At 63.4% G+C, this 20791-nt stretch carries 16 protein-coding genes and 1 riboswitch; of the genes, 4 read left to right on the top strand and 12 right to left on the bottom strand.

Translation table 11 applies throughout. From position 1 onward, the window contains the following. Positions 1 to 34 precede the first annotated feature (34 nt). From BLJAPNOD_RS12105 to BLJAPNOD_RS12060, 10 genes are all read right to left on the bottom strand, one after another. Positions 35 to 796: an MBL fold metallo-hydrolase gene (locus tag BLJAPNOD_RS12105; RefSeq protein ID WP_115419978.1), complete on the bottom strand. Its 762-nt coding sequence runs from the start codon at positions 794 to 796 to the stop codon at positions 35 to 37. A 110-nt stretch (positions 797 to 906) separates the two neighbouring features. Next, positions 907 to 1596, bottom strand: a complete 690-nt coding sequence (locus BLJAPNOD_RS12100; protein WP_115419977.1) for a redoxin domain-containing protein — start codon at positions 1594 to 1596, stop codon at positions 907 to 909. 167 nt (positions 1597 to 1763) lie between these two features. Continuing rightward, positions 1764 to 3359: a caspase family protein gene (locus BLJAPNOD_RS12095; protein WP_244610932.1), complete on the bottom strand. Its 1596-nt coding sequence runs from the start codon at positions 3357 to 3359 to the stop codon at positions 1764 to 1766. 468 nt (positions 3360 to 3827) lie between these two features. Then, the gene (locus tag BLJAPNOD_RS12090; RefSeq protein WP_115419976.1) at positions 3828 to 4091 is read right to left on the bottom strand and encodes a hypothetical protein; all 264 of its coding nucleotides are present in this window, start codon (positions 4089 to 4091) and stop codon (positions 3828 to 3830) included. Positions 4092 to 4259: 168 nt separating this feature from the next. Then, a complete protein-coding gene (locus BLJAPNOD_RS12085) occupies positions 4260 to 6992 on the bottom strand; it encodes a mechanosensitive ion channel domain-containing protein (protein ID WP_343215817.1) in 2733 nt (910 codons plus the stop codon). A gap of 176 nt (positions 6993 to 7168) precedes the next feature. Next, positions 7169 to 7729 (bottom strand): DUF924 family protein, encoded by a 561-nt coding sequence (locus tag BLJAPNOD_RS12080; protein ID WP_115419975.1) that lies wholly within the window; start codon positions 7727 to 7729, stop codon positions 7169 to 7171. Positions 7730 to 7861: 132 nt separating this feature from the next. Then, on the bottom strand, positions 7862 to 8872 hold the full coding sequence (locus BLJAPNOD_RS12075; protein ID WP_244610931.1) for an iron ABC transporter permease: 1011 nt from the start codon (positions 8870 to 8872) through the stop codon (positions 7862 to 7864). A gap of 171 nt (positions 8873 to 9043) precedes the next feature. Then, complete coding sequence (locus BLJAPNOD_RS12070) at positions 9044 to 9997, bottom strand: ABC transporter substrate-binding protein (RefSeq protein ID WP_115419973.1); 954 nt, start codon at positions 9995 to 9997, stop codon at positions 9044 to 9046. Continuing rightward, positions 9994 to 10800: an ABC transporter ATP-binding protein gene (locus tag BLJAPNOD_RS12065; RefSeq protein WP_115419972.1), complete on the bottom strand. Its 807-nt coding sequence runs from the start codon at positions 10798 to 10800 to the stop codon at positions 9994 to 9996. The genes BLJAPNOD_RS12070 and BLJAPNOD_RS12065 overlap by 4 nt, the downstream gene beginning before the upstream one ends. Further along, positions 10797 to 11210: a DUF1636 domain-containing protein gene (locus BLJAPNOD_RS12060; RefSeq protein ID WP_077504425.1), complete on the bottom strand. Its 414-nt coding sequence runs from the start codon at positions 11208 to 11210 to the stop codon at positions 10797 to 10799. Before BLJAPNOD_RS12060 ends, BLJAPNOD_RS12065 begins: the two co-directional genes overlap by 4 nt. A gap of 107 nt (positions 11211 to 11317) precedes the next feature. Further along, a riboswitch (cobalamin riboswitch) is annotated at positions 11318 to 11534 on the bottom strand. A gap of 286 nt (positions 11535 to 11820) precedes the next feature. Between BLJAPNOD_RS12060 and BLJAPNOD_RS12055 the strand changes: the two genes are divergently transcribed. The 4 genes from BLJAPNOD_RS12055 (at position 11821) to BLJAPNOD_RS12040 (ending at position 17595) form a co-directional block, all read left to right on the top strand. After that, complete coding sequence (locus BLJAPNOD_RS12055) at positions 11821 to 12015, top strand: hypothetical protein (protein ID WP_115419971.1); 195 nt, start codon at positions 11821 to 11823, stop codon at positions 12013 to 12015. A gap of 299 nt (positions 12016 to 12314) precedes the next feature. Next, a complete protein-coding gene (gene aspT, locus BLJAPNOD_RS12050) occupies positions 12315 to 14018 on the top strand; it encodes an aspartate-alanine antiporter (protein WP_244610930.1) in 1704 nt (567 codons plus the stop codon). Positions 14019 to 14072: 54 nt separating this feature from the next. Next, positions 14073 to 15725: a bifunctional aspartate transaminase/aspartate 4-decarboxylase gene (locus BLJAPNOD_RS12045; protein WP_115419970.1), complete on the top strand. Its 1653-nt coding sequence runs from the start codon at positions 14073 to 14075 to the stop codon at positions 15723 to 15725. Between the two features lie 187 nt (positions 15726 to 15912). Continuing rightward, positions 15913 to 17595, top strand: coding sequence for a TrkA C-terminal domain-containing protein (locus BLJAPNOD_RS12040; protein ID WP_115419969.1), 1683 nt, complete (start codon positions 15913 to 15915; stop codon positions 17593 to 17595). A gap of 56 nt (positions 17596 to 17651) precedes the next feature. On the opposite strand, the gene BLJAPNOD_RS12035 is transcribed toward BLJAPNOD_RS12040, so the two are convergent. Both BLJAPNOD_RS12035 and BLJAPNOD_RS12030 read right to left on the bottom strand, forming a co-directional pair. Further along, complete coding sequence (locus BLJAPNOD_RS12035; protein ID WP_115419968.1) at positions 17652 to 19427, bottom strand: SLC13 family permease; 1776 nt, start codon at positions 19425 to 19427, stop codon at positions 17652 to 17654. A gap of 589 nt (positions 19428 to 20016) precedes the next feature. Beyond that, positions 20017 to 20781 (bottom strand): alpha/beta hydrolase, encoded by a 765-nt coding sequence (locus BLJAPNOD_RS12030; protein WP_115419967.1) that lies wholly within the window; start codon positions 20779 to 20781, stop codon positions 20017 to 20019. Positions 20782 to 20791: the final 10 nt, after the last annotated feature.

Raw genomic sequence — 20791 nt, 5'->3', positions numbered from 1 at the left:
GCATCCCCAACGCTTGTAACGGGCAACAAGCCACTCATCCCGCCGGCTTGTCCATCACCAGCACATCGCCATCGGCCGGGATCCGCAGCTTCGCCGCGGAAATGCCGCGCGCCTCGGCGGCCTCGCGCAGGTCCTGCCTGCTGATCGTTGCATGGTCGAGCGCTTCCATGTGGGTGGCAACAACCACCGCATCTCCCGATGCCTCGCAGACGGCAACGGTTTCGGCCGCGTCCATGACGATCAGGTCGCCGTCCCAGCGTGCGCCACAGGAATGGGTGACGATGATCTCGGGCTTCGTCTCGGCGATAACACCTGCGACCGGCGGATAGAGCACGGTGTCGCCGGCCCAATAGACCGAAGGCTCACCTTCGGCCTCGAGCGTGAAGCCCATGACCGAGCCCATCAGCTCGACAACGGAACCAAGGCCGTGGCTGCCTTCGCGCCGTGTCAGCGTCAGCCCCTGCCAAGTGGCACGATCGGCAAGTGGTGTGACATCGGTGAAACCCGCCGCGCGGATCTCGCCTTCGTCGCCAGGCTGACAGAAGATCGGCAGATCCTTCGCCAAATGCTCCTTGGCAACTTCGTCGAAATGGTCGGAGTGCAGGTGTGAAACGATCACCAGTTCGACGCCGTCGATAATGGCCTCGATGGAAACCGGAAGCTCGACCATCGGGTTTTCCGATCGGTTGGCGAAGGAGGGCAAGCTGTGCTTCGGCGCGAGATAGGGATCGATCAGCACGGTGCGACCGGCGTAGTCGAGCTTCAGCGTTGCGTTGCGGATCAGTTGCAGTTTCATAGGGTGCATCCTCTGGCGCCGACCGGCCATTTGACATCCGGGCGATCCTTGCCATTGCCACGGTAAAATCAAGCCCCGAAGTGCCGCTCGGTCCCCGTCGTCGCGGGCCCCTACTTGGCGGAAGAAACCGCGACCTTTCTTGCGGTAGCGATGATCCGCTCGGCGGTCGGAAAGGTCCCGAGGCCGTCCGGGCCGTCGCGCGCCTCGACCTCGGCCCAGGCAATGCAGCCCGATGTATCGACAAGGAAATGGCCGACGAGTTGGGTGCCATACTTCTCGGAGATGGATCGGTCGATGTCATGCAGTTCGAAGCCATCCTTGGCATTGAGCAGGTCATTGGCCTTCATCGGCTGCGCCGGCTCCGCCAACTCGCCACCCGGATTGATGCGAGCAGCGGCAAATTGTTCGAAACTGGTGTGCAAGGGCCATTGCGGCTCTTGAGCGTCGGCCGGAGCAATGGCGGCGAGCGGCACGCCGAAGTCGCGGTGTGTCCGGCACTCGGGATCGCACAGCACCGTTACCGGCGTCGGTTGAAACTGGAGATAGAGGCGAGCCCGCTCCAAGGGGGTATTGATGACGGCAAGTGTCTCGACACCCGCTTCGCTCAATGCGGGCTGGAGCGCTGCGAACTGCCGCAGCTGCCGCCGGCAGAACGGACAATGCAGGCCGCGAAACAGACCGATAAGGAACGACCGGCCGTGCAGGTCCGCAAGCGAAACAGCGCCCTCGCCGTTGGCAGCCGCCAATGAAAAGGCCGGAGCGGCCTCGCCCGGGCGCAGTCCTGGAAAATCATTCGCCATGGATAACCGTCCTTCTTCCAGAGCAATTGTCGCAAAGGCACGCAGCGGTTTCGGGTCCTGAATTGCAAACAAGGAGATAGGGCGCTCCAGGATTCCGTCTGTACCGGAACGCCATAATTTCACGCACCGATCACGCTTCTCGCGGCAGGGTGGCTCTCACCATGCAGTCACCGCCAGTTACAATCCCAGGGCTGCCCGCGTGCGGCGCGGGCGCAAGCGAAGATGCGGCCGCAGGCATGCGTGGCGCTCATCGCGGTACGGCCACGGCCGGAACCGCGGCCAAGCGTCTGGCGGGCTGCAAGCTGGGCGCTGTCCGGGCAGCTGGCAAAGCTCTTCCTCTTGGCGTCGTCAGGCGCCGTGATGGTGTTCGATGGTGCCTTCTTGGCCGGCGTCTCGCCGGTGCTGCGCGTCTTGGACGGTTCCGGCAGCTTCGCCTCGCGCTTGATATCGATGCAACGACCGGCCTTCAGCTGCTGGTTCTGGGCGCAGACAAGCGGGCAGATCCGCGCCTTCTGCGTGCGCAACCGTTCGAGCACATCGCTGGACGGTTCAAGGGCGGCAAGCTCGACCTTGCCGAGCCTTGCGAATTGCTCCAGTGCCCGGCGGCTGCCGAGGCCCCAGAGCCCATCTTCGCTGCCGGCGCGACAGCCGATCCGGTTGAGTTCCTTCTGGATCGCGCGAACCAGCTCGCGGTTCGGCTCTGCAATTTCGGGTCCTGACAGCCCACTATCTGTGTGCGGCGTCAGGGCGGCCACCTGCTCGGTTGCGGCAGGAAGGCCGCCGGCGGCCGGCGTTTGCGGTCTTGCCGCCTCATCGGCCGCAGCCCGCTCGATGATCCTGATCTTAGCCTTCGCCAGCGAAACGAAGGCACCGGCGGGATATTGCTGCAGATAGGCGTCGAACAGATCGCGATCGCTTGAGCCCTTGATCGTGTCCCAATAGGCAAGTTCGGCGGCATTGTCGGCCGCACCACCGCCGTGCGGTACGACTGCCCCCTGTGTCGTCGACGGTTTCAACACCACCTCACCCGTCAGCGAAGAATTGTCCCAGGGCACCTGCTTGCCATCCGTCGCCTCCAGCACGTCGCGGCGCACGTCGATCAGTTCGCGGGTGATGTCGCGCCCCGGCTTGCCCAAATGGCGAAGCAAGGCGGCCGTGAAGGGCGAGTTGCGCCCGGCGCCGTCGAGGGCGACGTTTCCGGGCTGGGTGGCAAAGGCGATCAGCGAGCCGATGCCGGTGCCGACCTTTGCGAGCCCCCGGCCGATCGAGCTGGAGCGCGTGCCCATCGAACGGGCGAGATTGACGGCCAGCGGATTGTCGCGGCAGGCATCGAGGAATACCAGGTTGACCCGGGTCTCACGCTCCATCGCCGAAAGGATCAGGTTCATCGGCACCGCCTCGAATTCGAGGTCGATATAGGAGAGCAGCCTGGCGTCTATCGGGGCGATGTAGTTCTCGCCATTCACCTGCAGCCCATGGCCAGCATAGTAGAACAGCGCGAGATCGGCGCCATCGAGCTTGCCGACGAAATCGCGAATGGTCTTGCGCACACCGGCAAGGTCGAGGTCGCGACCGACGACAACCTCGAAGCCGAGATCCTTCAGCTTACCCGCCATGTCGCCGGCATCGTTGTCGGGGTTCGGCAGCTTGGGGACATGCTGATAGGCCGAATTGCCGATGACCAACGCCACACGCTTTTCGGCAAGCGCCTGCGAACACACCAGCACCAGGAAGATCGTCATGATCATGCGAAGGCAGTGCATGTCATCCCCTCCGGACATGCCTGTGCATGTCCCTGCAGCGCCGCGCGTCACAGCATGCGCGAAGAACGCTGCAACACCTCAAACTCGCTGCACCGTTTCTCCTCAAATCGAACCCGCCTTGAGGAATCATGCAGTCGAAAGTCGCGTGCCCCGCCGCCGCACACCGGCCTGTCTTCAGGAGGGTGCGGTCCATCGGCGGCGCTGTCAATGCGCTCGGCCCGCACCTGCGACACCCGATCTGCCTGAAAGCGCGTCCCGGGGTCGTCCTGGAATTAACGGGCCATGGCGGCATTTCATTCAATTGCCAAATGGGATTAGCGTGGCCTAACCCATTCTGCTTAAGGCCGATTGACGGGCCGTTTGGAGCCGCGGTCGCGCCACCGGCACCTCCGGCGGCCATGACCCAAGACGAAAAACGGCGCCGGGAGATCCCGACGCCGTTTCGAATTCCGTTTTGAAGAGCTGCGCTTACTTGACGATCGCCGAACCGTTGACGATCTCGACATTCTCGTCGCCCTGCAGGCCGATGCGGTCGCCGCTCGGCGTGGTGACGAAGCAGCCGCTGGGGCAAATTACCTCGGTCCCACCGGCATCGATCGCCACTTCCATGCGGCTTTCGCCTTCGACGACAACCAGAACAGCAGTCTCGCCATCCTTGTTCGTGACAGTCGCGGCCGATACCGCCCCTGCCGCCAGCACGCCGGAAAGCAAAGCAATCACAAATGTCTTCATCGCCCATCGACGCCCGCGGCGCCGCCCTTTTGCACAGCCGGCCGCCCCGTCGGACAAGCGACGGTGGCTCCGGCCACCTCTTCAGCCCGTGACAGCCTAGACCGTCAAAAGAAGAATTGCATGCTTTTTATCGCGGGCAGGCTGAATAGCGGCTGAACGCTCCGTTTATCAGCGGTTGGGGTTTGAGCGGCGGCTGGAAGCGCGGCGCTTGCCGCCTTCCTCCTCGTTTTCCTCGTCGAGCGGGGCTGCGGAAGCCGCTTCCTTTTTCGAGGCTGCGGCCCTCGCCTCGGCCGACGCTGCCCCCTTCGGCTCGCCGACCGTTTCCGGCTCGTGGCTCTCGATCCCGGTCTGATCCTCGACCGGCACGTCCTCGATCTTCAGCGGGAACGGCGCGCCGATGCCTTCGTCGCGGAAGCGCTCGTAGATGGCGACACGCAGGTCGTTGCGCACGCCGCCGCCGGTCAGGACATCGGCCACGTAGATCCGCAATTCGAAGGTCATGCGGTCTTCGCCGAAGGCGGTAAAGCCGACGCTCGGCGACGGGTTCTTCAGCACCATCGGGTGGGCGCCGGCGATTTCGGCCAGCAGATCCATGATCCGCCGGGGGTCGCTAGCGTAGGTGACGGTGACGGCGATTTCCGAGCGGCCGAGCTTGTTGCGGTGCGTCCAGTTGCCGACCGAAGCGTTGATCAGCAGCGAGTTCGGCATCATGATCGACTGGTGCTGGAAGGTTTCGATCTCGGTGGCGCGCACCGAGATGCGCTTGACGAAGCCTTCGGTCGTGCCGCTGACGATCCAGTCGCCGACCTTGAACGGGCGCTCGACCAAAAGGATCAGGCCCGAGACGAAGTTCGAGACGATGTTCTGCAGGCCGAAACCGACGCCGAGCGAGAGGGCACCGGCGACAAGGGCAAGGTTGGAAAGATCGATACCAGCCGCCGAAACACCGATCAGCCCGGCAAGGCCAACGCCGACATAGCCGATGCCGGTGCGGATCGAGTTCCTGACACCCGCATCCACCCGGCTGCGCGCCATGACGTTGCCGTCGATCCAGCGCTGCACCCATCGGGTGACGATGTACCCAAGGATGAAGAACAGGATGCCCGCCAGGATTCCCATGAGCGAGATGGTGATGGTGCCGATCTTGATCTCGGTGACGGCGCGATAGGTCCAGGATTCGATGTCGGCGACCTGGAAGCCCCACTGCAAGAGGATCAGCGGAATGAAGAACAGCGCCACCAGCGCATAGATGCTGAGGCCCGCCACCAGTCCGACCTGGTCGAGACCGACCTGCTCCAGCTTGTAACGGCGCTCGAGAAAACGTCCGGCCGCCGTCTCGGCGAAGGCACCCTGGCGCGAAACCGCCTTGCCGGTGAGGAAGCCGATATACATCATCACCAGGATGGCGCCGGTGATGATGATCTGCGTGGCAATGAAGCGGGAGAGACCGACATAGCCGGTCGCGGCTGCAATGATCAGCGACGCGCCGGTCAAAACCAGCCCGATGGAGACGATGCGCGGCCAGGGACGACCCGGCGCATCGAAGGGCTCGTCTTTCTTGAGCGTCGGCTTGATCCAGGCAGAAGCAATGATGATCAAGCCAATCACGACAGAGGCAACAAAGCTCTTGACCACCGTCAACACGACGGGAGAGCCCATCGCCTCGCTGATGCCGCCGAACGTGTAGTCCAGGCCGTTGACCAGCGCCATGGCGAAGATGGTGATCAGCAGGACGTTGGCGCCGCGATCCGACACGCGAACCAGACGCCAGCGCGAATCCGACGGCGACAGCACCGCATTGGCAAGCGTGGTGACGAAGAACCCGACCACGAGTACTGCAAGCGCAATCGCGATGATGGGCGTAATATCCGAACGCAGCACGTTGAAACTGTGCATGAAGAAGAAGCTCGACAGCGCAAAGGCGGCCATCGAAATGGTCGGTATGAAGGTCGACCAGAAGGCAACCGACAGGCGCCGGAAATAGCTCGGCTCCTCGTCGGACTTGTCGTGATGGATATACGGCGAAAACAGCTTGTTGCTGCCGACGAGGAAGACCATCGCCGCACAGATCGACAGGAAGATCGCCGTCAGCAGTGGAATCCGCTTGTAATTCCAGACGAAGGTCAGCCAGCTCATCGTGCTGCGCGACAGCACATGGGTTTCATTGATCGTCGCCGAAAACGCTTCATCGAACATTTCGAAAGACACATCGGTGTTCTTCAACAGCGTGTTGGAAAACAGCGCGCGCCGGGTGGCGGTAATGCCGTTCGACAGTTTTGTCGCCTGGATGGAAAGGCTTTCGGCCTCTCCCGTCAGTGCATTGATCTCGCCGCGCTCGGCCAGCAGCCGCTTGCGCTCCGCGGTGACGATGTCGGCCTCGGGCGGCTGCCCCTCGCCCGGCGGATCGCCCAGTTCGGTCAGCCGCGCCTTTATCTCGTCCAGCCGCGGGCGCGTGGCGATCGACGTCGAGATGATCTGCTTGGCGACGGCATCGACCTGCACCTTGAGTTCGGCAAGCGCGATGTCGTCATCGCTGGCCTTGCCGACGAGCTCCTTCAGGCGCTTGAGCTCCTTGCCGGCCGTGGCCAACTGCTCGGCCGTCTGGCTCTGCCCGGCATCCGCTGCAATGGTCGCGTCGTTAGCCTGCGCTGCGTCCTGCGTCGGTGCTGCCGCGTTCTGGGCCGGTCGCGCCGCATCGCCCGCGGGTTGCTGCCCATTCGGCGCAGGCTGCGCTTTGCCGTCGGCGACCGGCTGCGTGTTCTGGGCGGGCTGGGCCCCGCCCTGGGCAGGCTGATTGTTGCTCTGGGCCGGGGCTTGCGCGGGCGTCTGGGCTGGTTGCGTCGTCTGTGCCGGCTGGGCATTTTGCGCCACGACGGCGCCGGCACCGGCCAGCGACAGCAGGCAGACGGAAACGGCGAGCAACTTTCCCACGAAACGCAATTTCAAAACCCTCAAAAGCCCAACCTCATCCCGATACGGAATCGCCCCGGGCAGTCGTCACAATGCGGTTTGAATACGAAAGACGGCGGAAAGATGCAAAGACACGGTAAAACATGCCTTCGCACCCCGTAAAACCGTCAGAAACCAGAGCCCGGCTGCGCCAGATAGGCGAGTTCCGCCGCCGTCGACGTTCGCCCGACGAAGGCATTTCGGTGCGGAAAGCGCCCATAAGTCTCGATCACCTCACGGTGCCGGATCGCATAGTCGATGTACATGGGATCGCCGAGTTCGGTGAAAAGCTTCACCGCCATGGTCTGATCGACAAGGTTCTCGGAGTGCTCGAAAGGCATGTAGAAGAACGCCCGCCATTCCGGCTTGACCGCCATGTCGGCGCCGGCGCCGACGGCGAGCTTGGCTTCCCGGAGCGCCAGTCCGTCGGTCGCAAAGGCGAGCGGCGTCCCCCGGTACATGTTGCGCGGCAACTGATCGAGAAGCACGATCGCCGCCAGCCGGTTTTCCGGCGTCGCCCGCCAGACGTCGCCGATCTCCCTGGCAAGAGCGAGATGCGAGGCCTGGAAGCGTTGGTAACAATGCGCGTCCAGCTCGCGGGACGGCTTGAACCAATGGTCGAGCGACAGTTCCTCGAACCAGAATTTCAACACTTCATCCGGAGTGCAGGCCTCGGCTTGATACGTCATTCGCTCCTCATGTCGCGCAGTGGGTCGATTGCCCCGGGACAAAAATCTTTTGTCCTCGGGATAAGATCTTTTGTCCCTGAGACAAAGATCTCTGAAATAGGCGGCAATCGCACCGTGTCCATACCGATGGCTTTACACCACCTTGCGCTGTTTCAGAATGGCAATAAAGGCGATGCCGCCGACAAGGCCGGTGACGACACCGATCGGCATGTCCTCGGGTGCCATGACGACGCGGGCGAAAAGGTCGGCCCATATCAGCACCAGCGCCCCGACGAAGGCGGAAAGCGGGATGACCCGGACATTGTCGCTGCCGGCAAACAACCGCACGAAATGCGGCACCATCAGGCCGACGAAGCCGATCGCGCCGGAGAAGGCGACCATGACGCCGGTCAGAAGCGCCGTGACGACGAAGAGCACCAGGCGAAACCGGCGAACGGGAATGCCGAGCGTCATTGCCGTCTCGTCGCCCATGGCAAGCGCATTGATCTCGCGCGCCCGAAGCACGAGATAGCCGAGGCAGGCCGCCAGCACCACGGCGGGATAGACAAGATGCGGCCATTGCGCCAGCCCAAGACCACCGAGCATCCAGAAGATCACCGTGTGCACCGCCCGTGGATCGCCAAGGAAAATCATCAGGTTGCCGATCGATGTCAGGGTGAAGGCGACGGCGACGCCCGAAAGTACCAGCCTGTCGGCATTGGTGCCGAGCACCCTTGTCACGAGCGCCACAAGTGCTGTCGCGACCAGAGCGCCGGCAAAAGCGAACAGCGGCACCGTGGCAAGACCGAGAATAAGCCCGGTATGCAGCAGCGCGACGATCGCGCCCAGCGCGCCGCCGGAGGACACACCGAGCAGATGCGGATCGGCGAGCGGATTGCGGGTGACGGCCTGAAGCACGGCACCTGTCAGCGCCAGCCCGGCCCCGACCAGCCCGGCAAGTACGACGCGCGGCAGGCGCACGTCCCAGACGATGCTTTCACGGCCCGCCGACCAGATGACCTCGACGCTGCCGGGCGACAGCTTCGCAGCGATGATCGACCAGACGGTCGAAACCGGGATCGGTGCCGAGCCGAGCGAGACGGCGGCAGTGATCGTCAGGCACAAGAGCAGCAGCGCCGCGAGAATGGCGGTCGTGGTTTTCACAGTCCGTCCCTGGTCCGAGGTTATGAGGGGTTGGAAGCACGCCGCCAGGCGCGCTTCCGCTACGGCGTCGCGCGTCGGACATGACACGCCACGCGCGTTGCAAGACTTCAAGATCACGGCATAGGTCCTTGAATTCATGTCGATCCAAGGAAATGTGCCGCGGATCTCCGGTTACATTGCCTGGTCGTGAAACGCCTTGGCGAGGCGCGCAATGGCATCGATGTTGCGCGGACCTGGCGTCGCCTCAACATAATCGAGCACCACGAAACGGTCATTCTTGACGGCATCGATGTTCTTGAAGGCCGGGTTGTCCTTCATGAAGGCGATCTTCTGCTCGGCGGTGACCTCGCCATAGTTGACGATCACCACCACCTCGGGGTTCTTGTCGATCACCGGCTCCCAGGAAATCTCGGTCCAGCTCTTCTCGACGTCGTCCATGACGTTGACGCCGCCGGCCGCCTCGATCATTGCCGTCGGAATGCCGAACCGGCCAGACGTAAACGGCTTCTCCTCGCCGGAATCATAGACGAAGACACGCGTCGGGCGCTCGATCGCCCCGACAGCCGCCGTGATCTTGTCGAGGTCGCGGCGATAGCCGTCGACGAGCGCCTTGGCCTGGTCCTCGACACCGAAGATCAGCCCGAGATTAAGCAGATCGACGAACATGTCGTCCATCGTAGGCTTATCCTTGGCCATGATGTGGATGCAGGATTCGGTCAGCTCGTAGACGTTGATCTTGAAGGGGGCGAGCGTTTCCGGCGTCACCTCGCCGCCCACCTTCATGCCGTAGTTCCAGCCGGCGAAATAGAAGTCGGCGTCGGCATTGAGCAGCACTTCCTTGGTCGGATACTTTTCCGAAAGCTCCGGCAGCGCCTGGACGCCTTCGCGCAGCTTTTCATCCAGCGTCTTCCAGCCGGAGACGCCGGTATAGCCGACCATGCGGTCCTGCAGCTTCAGGGCCAGCATCATTTCGGTGAGATTGACGTCGTTGGAGACGGCGCGCCTGGGTGCTGCATCGAAGGTCACGTCGCGGTTGCAGCTCTTGACGGTGACGGGATAGGCAAGCGCCGGCGTTGCCGCCAGAACCATGAGGGCAAAGGCGGAATGGGCAATGAAGGTCTTCATGAAATCAGGTCCTGTCGAGCGAGTGAAAAGGAAAAACGTGCGCCGCTGGAAACGGCATTGTTGTGGGCCGTGGCGGTAACGCCGAAGGCGGCGGAAAGCGCCTGCGGATTGAGCACCTCTTCGGGCGGACCGAAGGCCGTCATGCGGCCCTCCGTCAGGATCGCCACATCGGTGGCGAACTCGGCCGCCAGGTTGATGTCGTGCAGCGTGGCGACGATCGTCAGTTGCAGCGTCTGCAGCAAATCGAGGATTTCGAGCTGGTGACGGATATCGAGATGGTTGGTCGGCTCGTCCAGGATGATGATGCGCGGCTGCTGCGCGAGCGCCCGGGCAATCAGCACCCGCTGCTTCTCGCCGCCTGACAGCGTGGAGAACTGCCGCCCGGCAAGATGAGTGAGATCGAGATGCTCGAGCGCATGCGCCACGGTTTCGCGATCCCTCGCGGTCCAGCCACTCATGCCCTCGCGCCTTGGAATGCGGCCCATCATCACCACGTCGCGCACGCTGAAGGGAAAATCGCTGGGCATCTCCTGCAGCACGACGGCAATGATCCTGGCCGCCTCGCGCGCCGTCATCGCCCAGATATCGACCCCATCGACCTCGATCGTGCCCGCCGTCGGCTGGGCGGAGCGATAGAGGCAGCGCAGCAGCGATGTCTTGCCGGCACCGTTCGGGCCGAGAATGGCAAGCCTGCTACCGGGCGCAATGGCGAAGTCGACCTCGCGAACCAGCCGCAGATCCGGGCGCGGTCCCCAGTCCAGGGCGCGGACACGAAGGCCGGCCCCTGTCGCGGTGCAGCTCATTGGAAATGCCCGCCGATGTCTTCGGAGACGAGCAGCGCTGCCGGAATGCGCGCCAGCGTCTTGGCGCTCAGCCCGCGCGGCCGCTCGGCCGCCCGCGTCATGCCGTCGCCTCTTTCGGCATAGGTCGTCGCAAAGGAGACGAGATCGTCGATGTCTTCCTCAGGCGAAATATCGCCGAAGAGATAGGTCGCCTTTCCGGTTGCCTGGAAAGCGATGGTGCAAGGCCTGGTGCAGGCCGCCATGCAGACCGTGCCGGCGATGGAGAAATCCCGGTCGAGCGGCGCGCCGAGGGCCGCGATGCTGCGGTTCAGCCGCTGGATCAGATCCGCTCCCGGACGGCACGGGCCGCCGGTAAAACGGCAATCGGTGCAGACCGTTATCTTGTGCTGTCGGGAAACCGGATTGGCCATGTCTCTTCTCCGCCGGATTGGGCCGGAGAGAATGTGGCAAAGCGATGTGATGACGGATGACCGTCGCGCAAAAACCAGTTCTTTTCCATCGGAACACCCCGTCCGTTGTGGTTGATCGGTTCGATGGCAGGTCTCCTGGCTCGCGGGTCGTTGCGCATCCACGTCTTCCCGGCAGATCGCCAGTGACAGGGTGTGAATGCGCTTTCCGCTCACAGTTGCGGGGGCAGCCACGGTTTCGGCCCCATTTGGGTCGTCCGCTCCGTGTTCCCTTTTCAGCCGCTTGCGCATTATCGCGCTCGCAGCACCATCAAAGCCTTCGTCGCACACTTCGACGGAGGTGACAACCGGCGGAAGAGGTCGGCCATGGCCTATCAACATGCGGCATATTTTCATGAGGGTTAGTTATGTAATACCATTACGGATCGCAAGCGAAAATATCCGTGCACAGGCCGTTATGTATCATGGCCGGCAACGCCACGACTGACCGCGCACAACGCTCGAGCGCAATGATCAGGAAGATGGCTGGCAAAGACCCGTGTGCGCTATTACCTCCAACGTAGAGAAATGCGCTTTTGGCGGACACCCGACCCGAACGCCGACAGGGAAAACGATGCGCAGGCTGTTTGCGACCGTGGTGAAATGTGCCTGGGTTGTTTCGACCGTCCTTGGCGGAACCGCCTTCGGCGCATTCTACGGCTGGCAACGGCACGGATTGGTGGGCGCGATTGCACTTGGCTTCGTCGGCTTCGTTGCCGGCGCATTCCGTGCCAACTCACCGCGGTTGCTTTTGGAACTGCTGACCTGAACGATCGCTGACAGCGTCGGCCACCCAGCCCCTCCCATGCCTCGTCCCACGAGCCGGCGGGCCCTGCCGCCCGCCGGTAACCTCATCCGTTACTGTTACGTACTTGAAGGCAGCCACAATCAGTGATGTGCTTTCTGACGAAGCAATCGCGCCGTTCAGCCGATGCGCACCGACTTACATCGATCTCGCCCACATTTCGGGTGCCTGCGACAGAAATTTCCATGCGGCGGAGTATCCGGCCTGCCCGCGCAAGTCCCGAACGTCAGTCATGGCAAATCAGCTTTCTGAAGGGGATCATAGTGAATCCAATAGATTTTTTCGTTGAGACGCTGCGAACCTATCCTCCTGTCGCCGTCTTTCTGGCCCTCGGCATCGGTTTCCTGATCGGCCCGATCAAGATCGCCGGCTTCAACCTTGGAAACGTCACCGCCACGCTTCTCGCGGGCGTCGTCATCGGCCAGTTGGGCATCCAGGTTTCAGGCGATCTGAAGTCGACTTTGTTTCTGATCTTCCTGTTTGCCGTCGGTTACGGCGTCGGTCCCCAGTTCGTGCGCGGCCTCAGCACGGATGGGCCCAAGCAGATCCTCTTTGCCCTGTCGGTCCTGGTGCTGTGCCTGATCGTCCCGTATCTGTGCGCGCTCGTCGCCGGGCTGCCGCTTGGTTATGGCGCCGGCATGTATGCCGGGTCACAGACGATCTCGGCGGCCATCGGCGTTGCCAGCGACCAGATCAACGCGATGGGCATGACCCCGGAGCAGGCCAAGACCTACACCGACCAGATTCCGATCGCCTATGCCGTGACCTATATCTGGGGCACCATCGGCTCGGCGATCATCCTGGCGCAGCTCGGGCCCAGGCTTCTCGGCATCGATCTGCCGGCCGCCTGCAGGGAATATGAGGCAAAGCTCGGCGGCGGCACGGTCAGTACCGAACCCGGGATCACCCGCGCCTACCACGATTTCGGCCTCAGGGCCTATCGTATCGACGAGGCGAGCGGGCTCACCGGCACGCCGGTCAGGAATCTGCTGCCCGGCATCCGAGTCTTCGTCGAACGGTTGCGTCGCGGCACCCAGATCATCGAGGCGGATGGCAACACAGTGCTGCAGCCAGGCGACATCGTCGCCTTCTCAGGCAGACGCGCCTTGCTCGTCGAGCACCTGGATTCCAAGCTCGTCGAGGTCGAAGACAAGGAATTGCTGAACGCCGAAGCCGAGATCCTTGACGTCTACGTGACCAACAAGGCGCTCGCCGGCAGGACACTTGCCGATGTCAGCAACGAAGATTGGGCGCGTGGCGTCTATGCCCGCAAGATCGTGCGCTCGCTGGTCGAGATCCCGGTCCTGCCCGGCACGACGGTCGAGCGCGGCGATATCGTCACGATCGGCGGCGCCAAGCGACACGTCGAAGCGGCGATCAAGGCACTCGGCTTTGCCGATCGCCCTGTTGAAACCACCGACATTGCCTTTCTCGGCTGGGGGCTCTTCGCCGGCGCGATGGTCGGTGCCTTGACGTTGACCATCGGCGGCATACCGATCGGCCTGTCCACCTCCGGCGGCGCGCTTCTCGCCGGTCTCGTCCTCGGCTGGCTTCGCTCCACCTACCCCGCCTTCGGCACGATCCCGGCGCCGGCACTCTGGCTGATGAATACGCTGGGCCTGAACATCTTCATCGCCGTCGTCGGCATCGGCGCCGGCCCCGGCTTTGTCGCCGGCCTGCAGGAGGTCGGCATCTCGCTGTTGATTTGGGGGATCGTCGCGACCTCCGTGCCGATGATCGCCTCGGTCCTGATCGGCCACTATGTCTTCCGTTTTCACCCCGCGATTCTTTTTGGCGCCTGCGCCGGCGTGCGCACGACGACCGCGGCGCTGGGCATGATCCAGGAAGCGGCCAAGAGCAAGGTGCCGGCGCTTGGCTACGGCATGCCCTATGCCATCGGAAATACGCTTTTGACGATCTTCGGCCTCGTCATCGTCATCATGCTGGCACCCTCAGGCGGGCCGTAAGCCAAGGAAATCGTTCCTAGAAACAGAGACCTTCGTTCATTGGGAGTGTGATTCATGTTGGACAGAAATTTCTACGACAGCCTCTCCGATCTCAGCCCGTTCGAAATCAAGGACGAATTGATCAAGCTCGCCAAGGTGAATGCCGAAAAATCCGCCAAGGCATTCCTCAATGCGGGCCGAGGCAATCCGAACTGGACCGCAACGCGCGCTCGCGAAGCGTTCTTCCTGCTGGGCCTGTTCGCCGTGACCGAGGCCAAGCGTACCTACTTCGACCCGGCAGCCGGGGTAACCGGCATGCCGGCGCGCGACGGCGCCTATGCCCGGTTCCAGAAGTGGGCAAAGAAACAGATCCAGGCGGCGGTCGACTGGGACGAAGAGGAGGATGGCGCCCTTCCGGCACAGACGCTTTCCGATGCCGTCGAATACGCCATTCGCTCCTTCAAATTCGAGCCGGACGCCTTCGTGCACGAGCTCACCGATTCCATCATCGGCGACAACTATCCGGTTCCCGACCGTGCGCTGCACCACAACGAGATCATCACCCACGAATACCTGATGTGGGCGATGTGCGCGGGCTTCCGGCCCGACGCGAAGTTCGACCTCTACCCGGTCGAGGGCGGCACCGCTGCCATGTGCTACATCTTCAAGGCGTTGAAGAATGCCCGACTGCTCAATGCGGGCGATACGATCGCTCTGGGGACGCCGATCTTCACGCCCTATCTCGAGATGCCGGAGCTGGAGGATTACGACCTCAAGACAATCCACATCAGCGCCGAGCAGGAAGACCGTTTCCAGTTCACCGAGGAAGACATCAAGGCGTTGGAAGATCCGAAAGTGAAGGCGCTGTTCCTGGTGAACCCGGGCAACCCCTCCGCCGTCGCGCTCGACCCCGATACGATCGGGCGCCTGGTCAGCTTCGTCAACACCAAGCGGCCGGATCTGATGATCCTGACCGACGACGTCTACGGTACCTTCGTGCCGGGCTTCCAGTCGCTGCTCGGGCACCTGCCGCACAACACCATCGGCGTCTACTCCTACTCGAAATATTTCGGCTGCACCGGCTGGCGGCTCGGCGTCATCGCCGTTGCCCAGGACAACATCTTCGACAAGATGATCCAGGCGCATCCCGAAGCGCTGCAGAAGACCCTGGAGAAGCGCTACAAGGCGATGACGCCGACGCCCAGGGCGGTCAAGTTCATCGACCGCATCGTCGCCGACAGCCGCGATGTCGCCCTCAACCACACCGCCGGGCTCTCGCTGCCGCAGCAGGTGATGATGTCGCTGTTCAGCCTGGTCGAGCTGCAGGATGTCGACAAGCTCTACCAGAAGGCCTGCATGGCGATCTGCACGAAGCGGTTCAAGAATCTTGTCGAGGGCATGGGCGTCGAATCCAACCCCGGGATCTACTTCGATCACTATTACGGGATCATCGATTTCGAATTCTGGCTGCGCAAATATGTCGGTCAGGACGTCGTCGATTGGGTCAAGGAGCACATCCACCCGCTCGACATCCCCTTCCGGCTTGCGGAGGACTACGGCATCGTTCTGTTGAACGGTTCGGGCTTCGATGCGCCGAACTGGTCGGCGCGCGTCTCCTTCGCCAATCTCGACGACGATGCCTACACCCAGATCGGCAGCGCAGTGCGCTCCGTCGCGCGCGGTTACGTACAGGCCTACCGGGCGTCGAAGGGGCTCCCGATCAGCTGATCGATTACTGCCGCCGGCCGCCGACAGGCGGCCGGCGGTGACAGCCTGCAAGCATCACTGGCATTGCGGTCTTCGGGCGCATTCGCGCACGAGCAGCAAACGAAGACCTCTATCCGACAAAACAACAGGCGCCGCTTACCGCTGAAGGCCGACCGGCGTTCAGCGCACAATCTGGAGGGATCGTCACGTGATCGAGCAGATGTTCAGCATTTTGCGGTCTCATCCGGAACTGGCGTTGTTCCTGGCGCTGGGCATCGGTTACGCGGTCGGCAAGATCACCATTGCCGGCGTGACGATCGGTGCGGTCACGGGCTGCCTGCTCGCAGGCGTGCTGATCGGCCAGACCGGCGCCGTCCTGTCCAACGACGTGAAGCAAGCCTTCTTCCTGCTGTTTCTCTTCGCCATCGGCTACCGAACCGGCCCGCAATTCTTCCAGAGCCTGAATGCCGATGCCCTGCCCCAGATCGCCGTCACCGTGACGCTCTGCGTCGTGGCGCTTGGCGTCGCGATCGTGCTCTCCATCTTCTTCGGCTTCGATCTGGGCACCGCAGCAGGTGTTCTGGCCGGAGGTGCAACGGAATCGGCAACCGTCGGTGTCGCCATCGACACGTTCCGCAAGACCGCGCCGACGCCCGAGGCTGCCAGCCAGTTCGAATCCGCGATCGCGACCGGCTTTGCCGTCGCCTATCTCGTCGGCGTCGTCAGCGCCATCCTCGTGCAGTCGCAGCTGGCGCCAAGAATGTTTGGCCGCAGCCTGAAGGAGGCCTGTGCAGAGCTTGAAGCCGAGCTCAACATCACCCCGCACGACGCCGGCAACAGCGCCCGCCGCGAGATCGAGGCGCGCGCATTCGTTGTTGGCGACAATCTCGTCGGCCTTACCGTCCAGGAGGCGGAGGCACGCGTTCCCGAGCGGCAGAAGGCCTATATCGAACAGATCCGCCGCGGCAGCGAGATCATCACCCCCGCGCCCAAGGAGCGCCTTTACGCCGGAGACGTCATTGCCGTTGCCGGGCTTCGCGGGTTTCTGGTCGAATATGCCGACCGGATCGGCACAGAGATCGACGATCGCGAACTGCTCGATATCCCGGTCGAGGTTCTTGACGTCGTCGTGACGAACAAGGAGGTCGCGGGACAACGCCTGTGGCAGCTCAACCAGCGGCCGGAAGCGCGTTCCGTCTTCCTGCGCGGCATCCTTCGCGCCGGCCAAACGATCCCGATCTTCCCCGGGCTGACCGTGCGTCGCGGCGACGTGATGTCGATTGCCGGCGCGCGGCGCCATGTCGAGGATGCGGCAGCACTGCTTGGTTATGCCGACCGCGAGACGACAGCGACCGACATGGTCTTTGTCGGCGTCTTCATCTTTCTCGGCGGCCTGATCGGCATTCCCGCCCTGAAACTCGGCGCGCTGGAAATCGGCCTCGGCGTCGCGGTCGGCGTGTTGATTGCAGGCCTCGTCGCCGGCTGGCTACGCTCGACAAGGCGCACTTTCGGCTTCGTGCCCGAGGCAACCCTCTGGTTCTTCGACAGCGTCGGGCTTTGCGCCTTCATCGCCTGTGTCGGCATTTCGGCGGGTCCGAGCTTCGTCGCAGGTCTCATCCAGTCCGGCCCGGCGCTGGTCGTCGCCAGCGCGCTGATCTGCGTGATGTCACACGTCTCAGCCCTCGCGCTCGGCCGCTGGGTCTTCCGCATGAACGAAGGCGTGCTTGCCGGCACCTGCTGCGGCGCCGGCACATCGGCACCGGCGCTCGCCGCCGTTCAGGAAGCAGCCGGAAGCCAGGTCCCGACCCTGGGTTATGGCCTCGGCTATGCGATCGGCAACGTGCTGCTGGCGCTCTGGGGTGCGGTGCTGGTCACGGTTCTAGGCGGCTAGCCGCACCCTTCGGCTCGGCGGCGCACATTCGCCGGCTCAAGCGCGTCACCTTCCATCTATCGCAGCGGCCAGACCAGCATCAGCGCCGGCACGCTGACGAGGATGATCACGATCGACAGCGGGAGGCCGAGGCGCGGGTAATCGCTGAACCTGTATCCGCCCGGCCCCATCACCAGCGTATTGCACTGATGGCCGATCGGGGTGAGGAAGTCGCAGCCGGCGCCGATGGCAACCGCCATCAGGAAGGCTTCGGGCCGGTAGCCGAGCGCGGTCGCAAAACTGGCCGCGATCGGCGCCATGACGAGCACGGTGGCGGCATTGTTGAGGAAAGGCGTCACCGCCATCGCGGCCAGCAGGATCAGCGTCAGCGCGCCGGCGGGCGGCAAGCCGGTCGCGACCGTGCCGAGCCAACTGGCGATGACATCGGTGCCGCCGGTGGTGCGCAGCGAATCGCTGACCGGGATCAGCGCTGCAAGCATCACCAGGATCGGCCCGTCGACCGAGCGATAGACGTCGCGCAGCGGAATGATGCGAAAGATGACCATCGCAAGCGCGGCGGCAAAGAAGGCAATCGGGATCGGCACCAGGCCGAGGGCGGTCGACCCCATGGCTGCGGCCAGAACCAGGAGCGGCAAAGTCGCCTTGCGGATGGTGCCGAGCAGGATTTCGCGCTGCGCCAGCGGCAGGCAGCCGAAATCCTGCAGGAACGACGGCAGCTCGCGCCTTGAGCCTTGCAGCACGACGATATCGCCTGCCCGCAAGCGGATGCTGCCGAGCCGCTGCTTCAACCGCTCGCCCTGGCGGCTGACGGCAAGCAGGTTGACGTTGTGGTTGTTGAACAGCGCCAGCCGCTGTGCCGACATGCCGACAAGCGGCGAGCCGCTGCCAATCACCGCCTCGACCGCCTCGATCTCAGCACCGGCCTTTTCGCTCGAAGACGGCGAACGATCGCCGGAGATTTTCAGCTTGGCCTGCGAGACGATGCGATCGAGTGCATCCGGCCCGCCCTCGAGCAGCAGCACGTCTTCAGCCTCGAGCTTGATGTCGGGCAACGGCGCCACATGCAGCCCGCGCCGGAAAACGGCGGTGACGACGGCACCGCCATCGCCGATCTTGACGAGATGGCTGAGCGACTTGCCGATGACGGGGGAGCCGGCCGCGACCACGGCTTCCGAGGTGTAATCGGTGATCTCGATCGCCGCCTGCACCGAGACATGCTGGCTCGTGCGCTGCGGCACCAGCCTGTAGGCAAACAGCAGGAAGACGACGCCGACGGCAGCAAGCGTCGCGCCAACGGGGATGAAATCGAACATGGTGAAGCTCTCGCCCGTCAGCTCCTGGCGCACGCGCGACACGACGATGTTGGGCGAAGTGCCGACCTGGGTCATCAGCCCGCCGATCAGCGAGCCGAAAGCCATCGGCATCAGGAACACCGAGGGCTGCACGCCGGAACGGCGGGCGAACTGGAACGCGACCGGTATCATGATCGCCAGCGCGCCGATGTTCTTGATGAAGGCGGAAAGCACAGTAACGGTGATGACCAGCAGTGCCAGCTGCGCCCGCACCGAGGATATATTGGGCAGAAACCGCTGGATCGCCGCATCGACGATCCCGGAGCGTGCCACCCCGGCGCTGACGATCAGCGCGCTGCCAACGATGATGACGATATCGTCGCTGAAGCCATCGAAGGCGTGATCGTAGGGCACGATGCCGACGGCGACCGCAAGCATCAGGGCGGAACAGGCGATCACGTCATACCGAAACCGCCCCCAGATGAAGAATGCCATCATGGCGCCGATGACGAGAAACGCGAGAGACTGTTCGACGGTCATGCAATACCTGGATTTCGCGGAAGAACTGGGGCTTGGCAGAACGATTGAGCAGGCGACAGGCACAGGAGCCGAACGCGCAATCCAACGGGACGTTCGCTTAGGACTACCGCATGTTTCGCGAAATCGGAATTCGCCCCAGCGACAAATCTGGGTATGAGCGCGAAACTCGTGGGGTTGGCGGGCAAGGTCGGGGCTGCCCGAACGCCGAGAGAGGCGGATCGGCAGGCCTGCCGATCGACCGACACGTGCGGTCGCAGGACCGATTCCTGCACGGGCGCTTGCCGCGGCGATCTCCGGGGTGGCCCCTCCGGGATCGCGTTGCCGGCCTCAACGGCGGCAGGCACGAAAGTCACAGACAGTTCCTGTGCCCGTCGCAGGAGGCTGGACGGCCCAAGCCCCTGGGTTGCCGGGTCTTTTGACCTGAAAGACGTCAGCTCGCTCGATCCCGGCACAGGGCCGGAATGAGGGAGAACTGGGTGTGCTTCCCGCCAGGCGAGGTTCTCTGGGCCATGTCGGCAAGTGAGGGCCGGGAGATCCCTCTCCCGGCCCTCACTGGGTCAAATATTGTCGTGCACCCTGTCGCGGCCAATCAGTTGGCGGGTTGCGCAGCCTTCTCGATGAGATCGGCGACCGCCTTGGGGTTGGAGACGTAGATCGCATGGCTGCCGGGCACTTCGACGACGGTGGCGCCGGCGCGCTTTGCCATCATCTGCTGGGCAGCCGGCGGGATCATCAGGTCCTCGCCCGCAACAAGGTAGTAGCTCGGCTTCGTCTTCCAGGCCGGGTCGGTGACGGCACCGGAGAGGGCCTCGACACCCCATGGAACCTGGGAGTCTGCCATGAATGCGGCCGTTTCGGCATCAACGTCGGCGGCGAAGGACGCGGCGAACTTTGCCTTGTCGAGGAGCAGGAAGCCATCGACCGGCGGCAGGATTGGCGGCACCGGCGCGCCGGCCGGCGGGTTGGCGATCAGCGTTGAGACGGACTCGCCCTTGTCCGGCGCGAAGGCGGCGATGTAGACCACGGATTGAACCTTCTCATCCGTGCCGGCCTCGCTGATGACGACGCCGCCATAGGAATGGCCGACCAGCACGACCGGTCCCTCGCTCTTGGCGATTGCCTGCCTGGTGGCAGCAACGTCGGCAGCAAGCGAAGTCGTCGTGTTTTGAACGATGCTTACGTTGTAGCCGTCCTTCTTCAGGATGTCGTAGACCCCCCTCCACCCGGTGCCATCGGCGAAGGCACCGTGAACCAGAACGACAGTCTTTGCCCCCTTCTCGGCGGCGAATGCGGTGGTGCCGGTGGCGACCAGTAAGAGCGAGGCGGCAGCGGCAAGCAGAGACTTCTTCAACATGTGCGCAACT

This window comes from Ensifer sp. M14 (genome assembly GCF_003355565.1).
Taxonomy (GTDB): domain Bacteria; phylum Pseudomonadota; class Alphaproteobacteria; order Rhizobiales; family Rhizobiaceae; genus Ensifer.
The sequence above is the reverse complement of the archived record's forward strand: the minus strand, read 5'-3'. Positions and strand labels throughout refer to the sequence as shown.

What these genes read in the sequence shown, in the direction of transcription:
- BLJAPNOD_RS12105 (WP_115419978.1), bottom strand. Translation starts at nt 796, where the DNA reads ATGAAACTGCAACTGATCCGCAACGCAACGCTGAAGCTCGACTACGCC.
- BLJAPNOD_RS12100 (WP_115419977.1), bottom strand. Translation starts at nt 1,596, where the DNA reads ATGGCGAATGATTTTCCAGGACTGCGCCCGGGCGAGGCCGCTCCGGCC.
- BLJAPNOD_RS12095 (WP_244610932.1), bottom strand. Translation starts at nt 3,359, where the DNA reads ATGCACTGCCTTCGCATGATCATGACGATCTTCCTGGTGCTGGTGTGT.
- BLJAPNOD_RS12090 (WP_115419976.1), bottom strand. Translation starts at nt 4,091, where the DNA reads ATGAAGACATTTGTGATTGCTTTGCTTTCCGGCGTGCTGGCGGCAGGG.
- BLJAPNOD_RS12080 (WP_115419975.1), bottom strand. Translation starts at nt 7,729, where the DNA reads ATGACGTATCAAGCCGAGGCCTGCACTCCGGATGAAGTGTTGAAATTC.
- BLJAPNOD_RS12070 (WP_115419973.1), bottom strand. Translation starts at nt 9,997, where the DNA reads ATGAAGACCTTCATTGCCCATTCCGCCTTTGCCCTCATGGTTCTGGCG.
- BLJAPNOD_RS12065 (WP_115419972.1), bottom strand. Translation starts at nt 10,800, where the DNA reads ATGAGCTGCACCGCGACAGGGGCCGGCCTTCGTGTCCGCGCCCTGGAC.
- BLJAPNOD_RS12060 (WP_077504425.1), bottom strand. Translation starts at nt 11,210, where the DNA reads ATGGCCAATCCGGTTTCCCGACAGCACAAGATAACGGTCTGCACCGAT.
- BLJAPNOD_RS12055 (WP_115419971.1), top strand. Translation starts at nt 11,821, where the DNA reads ATGCGCAGGCTGTTTGCGACCGTGGTGAAATGTGCCTGGGTTGTTTCG.
- BLJAPNOD_RS12045 (WP_115419970.1), top strand. Translation starts at nt 14,073, where the DNA reads ATGTTGGACAGAAATTTCTACGACAGCCTCTCCGATCTCAGCCCGTTC.
- BLJAPNOD_RS12035 (WP_115419968.1), bottom strand. Translation starts at nt 19,427, where the DNA reads ATGACCGTCGAACAGTCTCTCGCGTTTCTCGTCATCGGCGCCATGATG.
- BLJAPNOD_RS12030 (WP_115419967.1), bottom strand. Translation starts at nt 20,781, where the DNA reads ATGTTGAAGAAGTCTCTGCTTGCCGCTGCCGCCTCGCTCTTACTGGTC.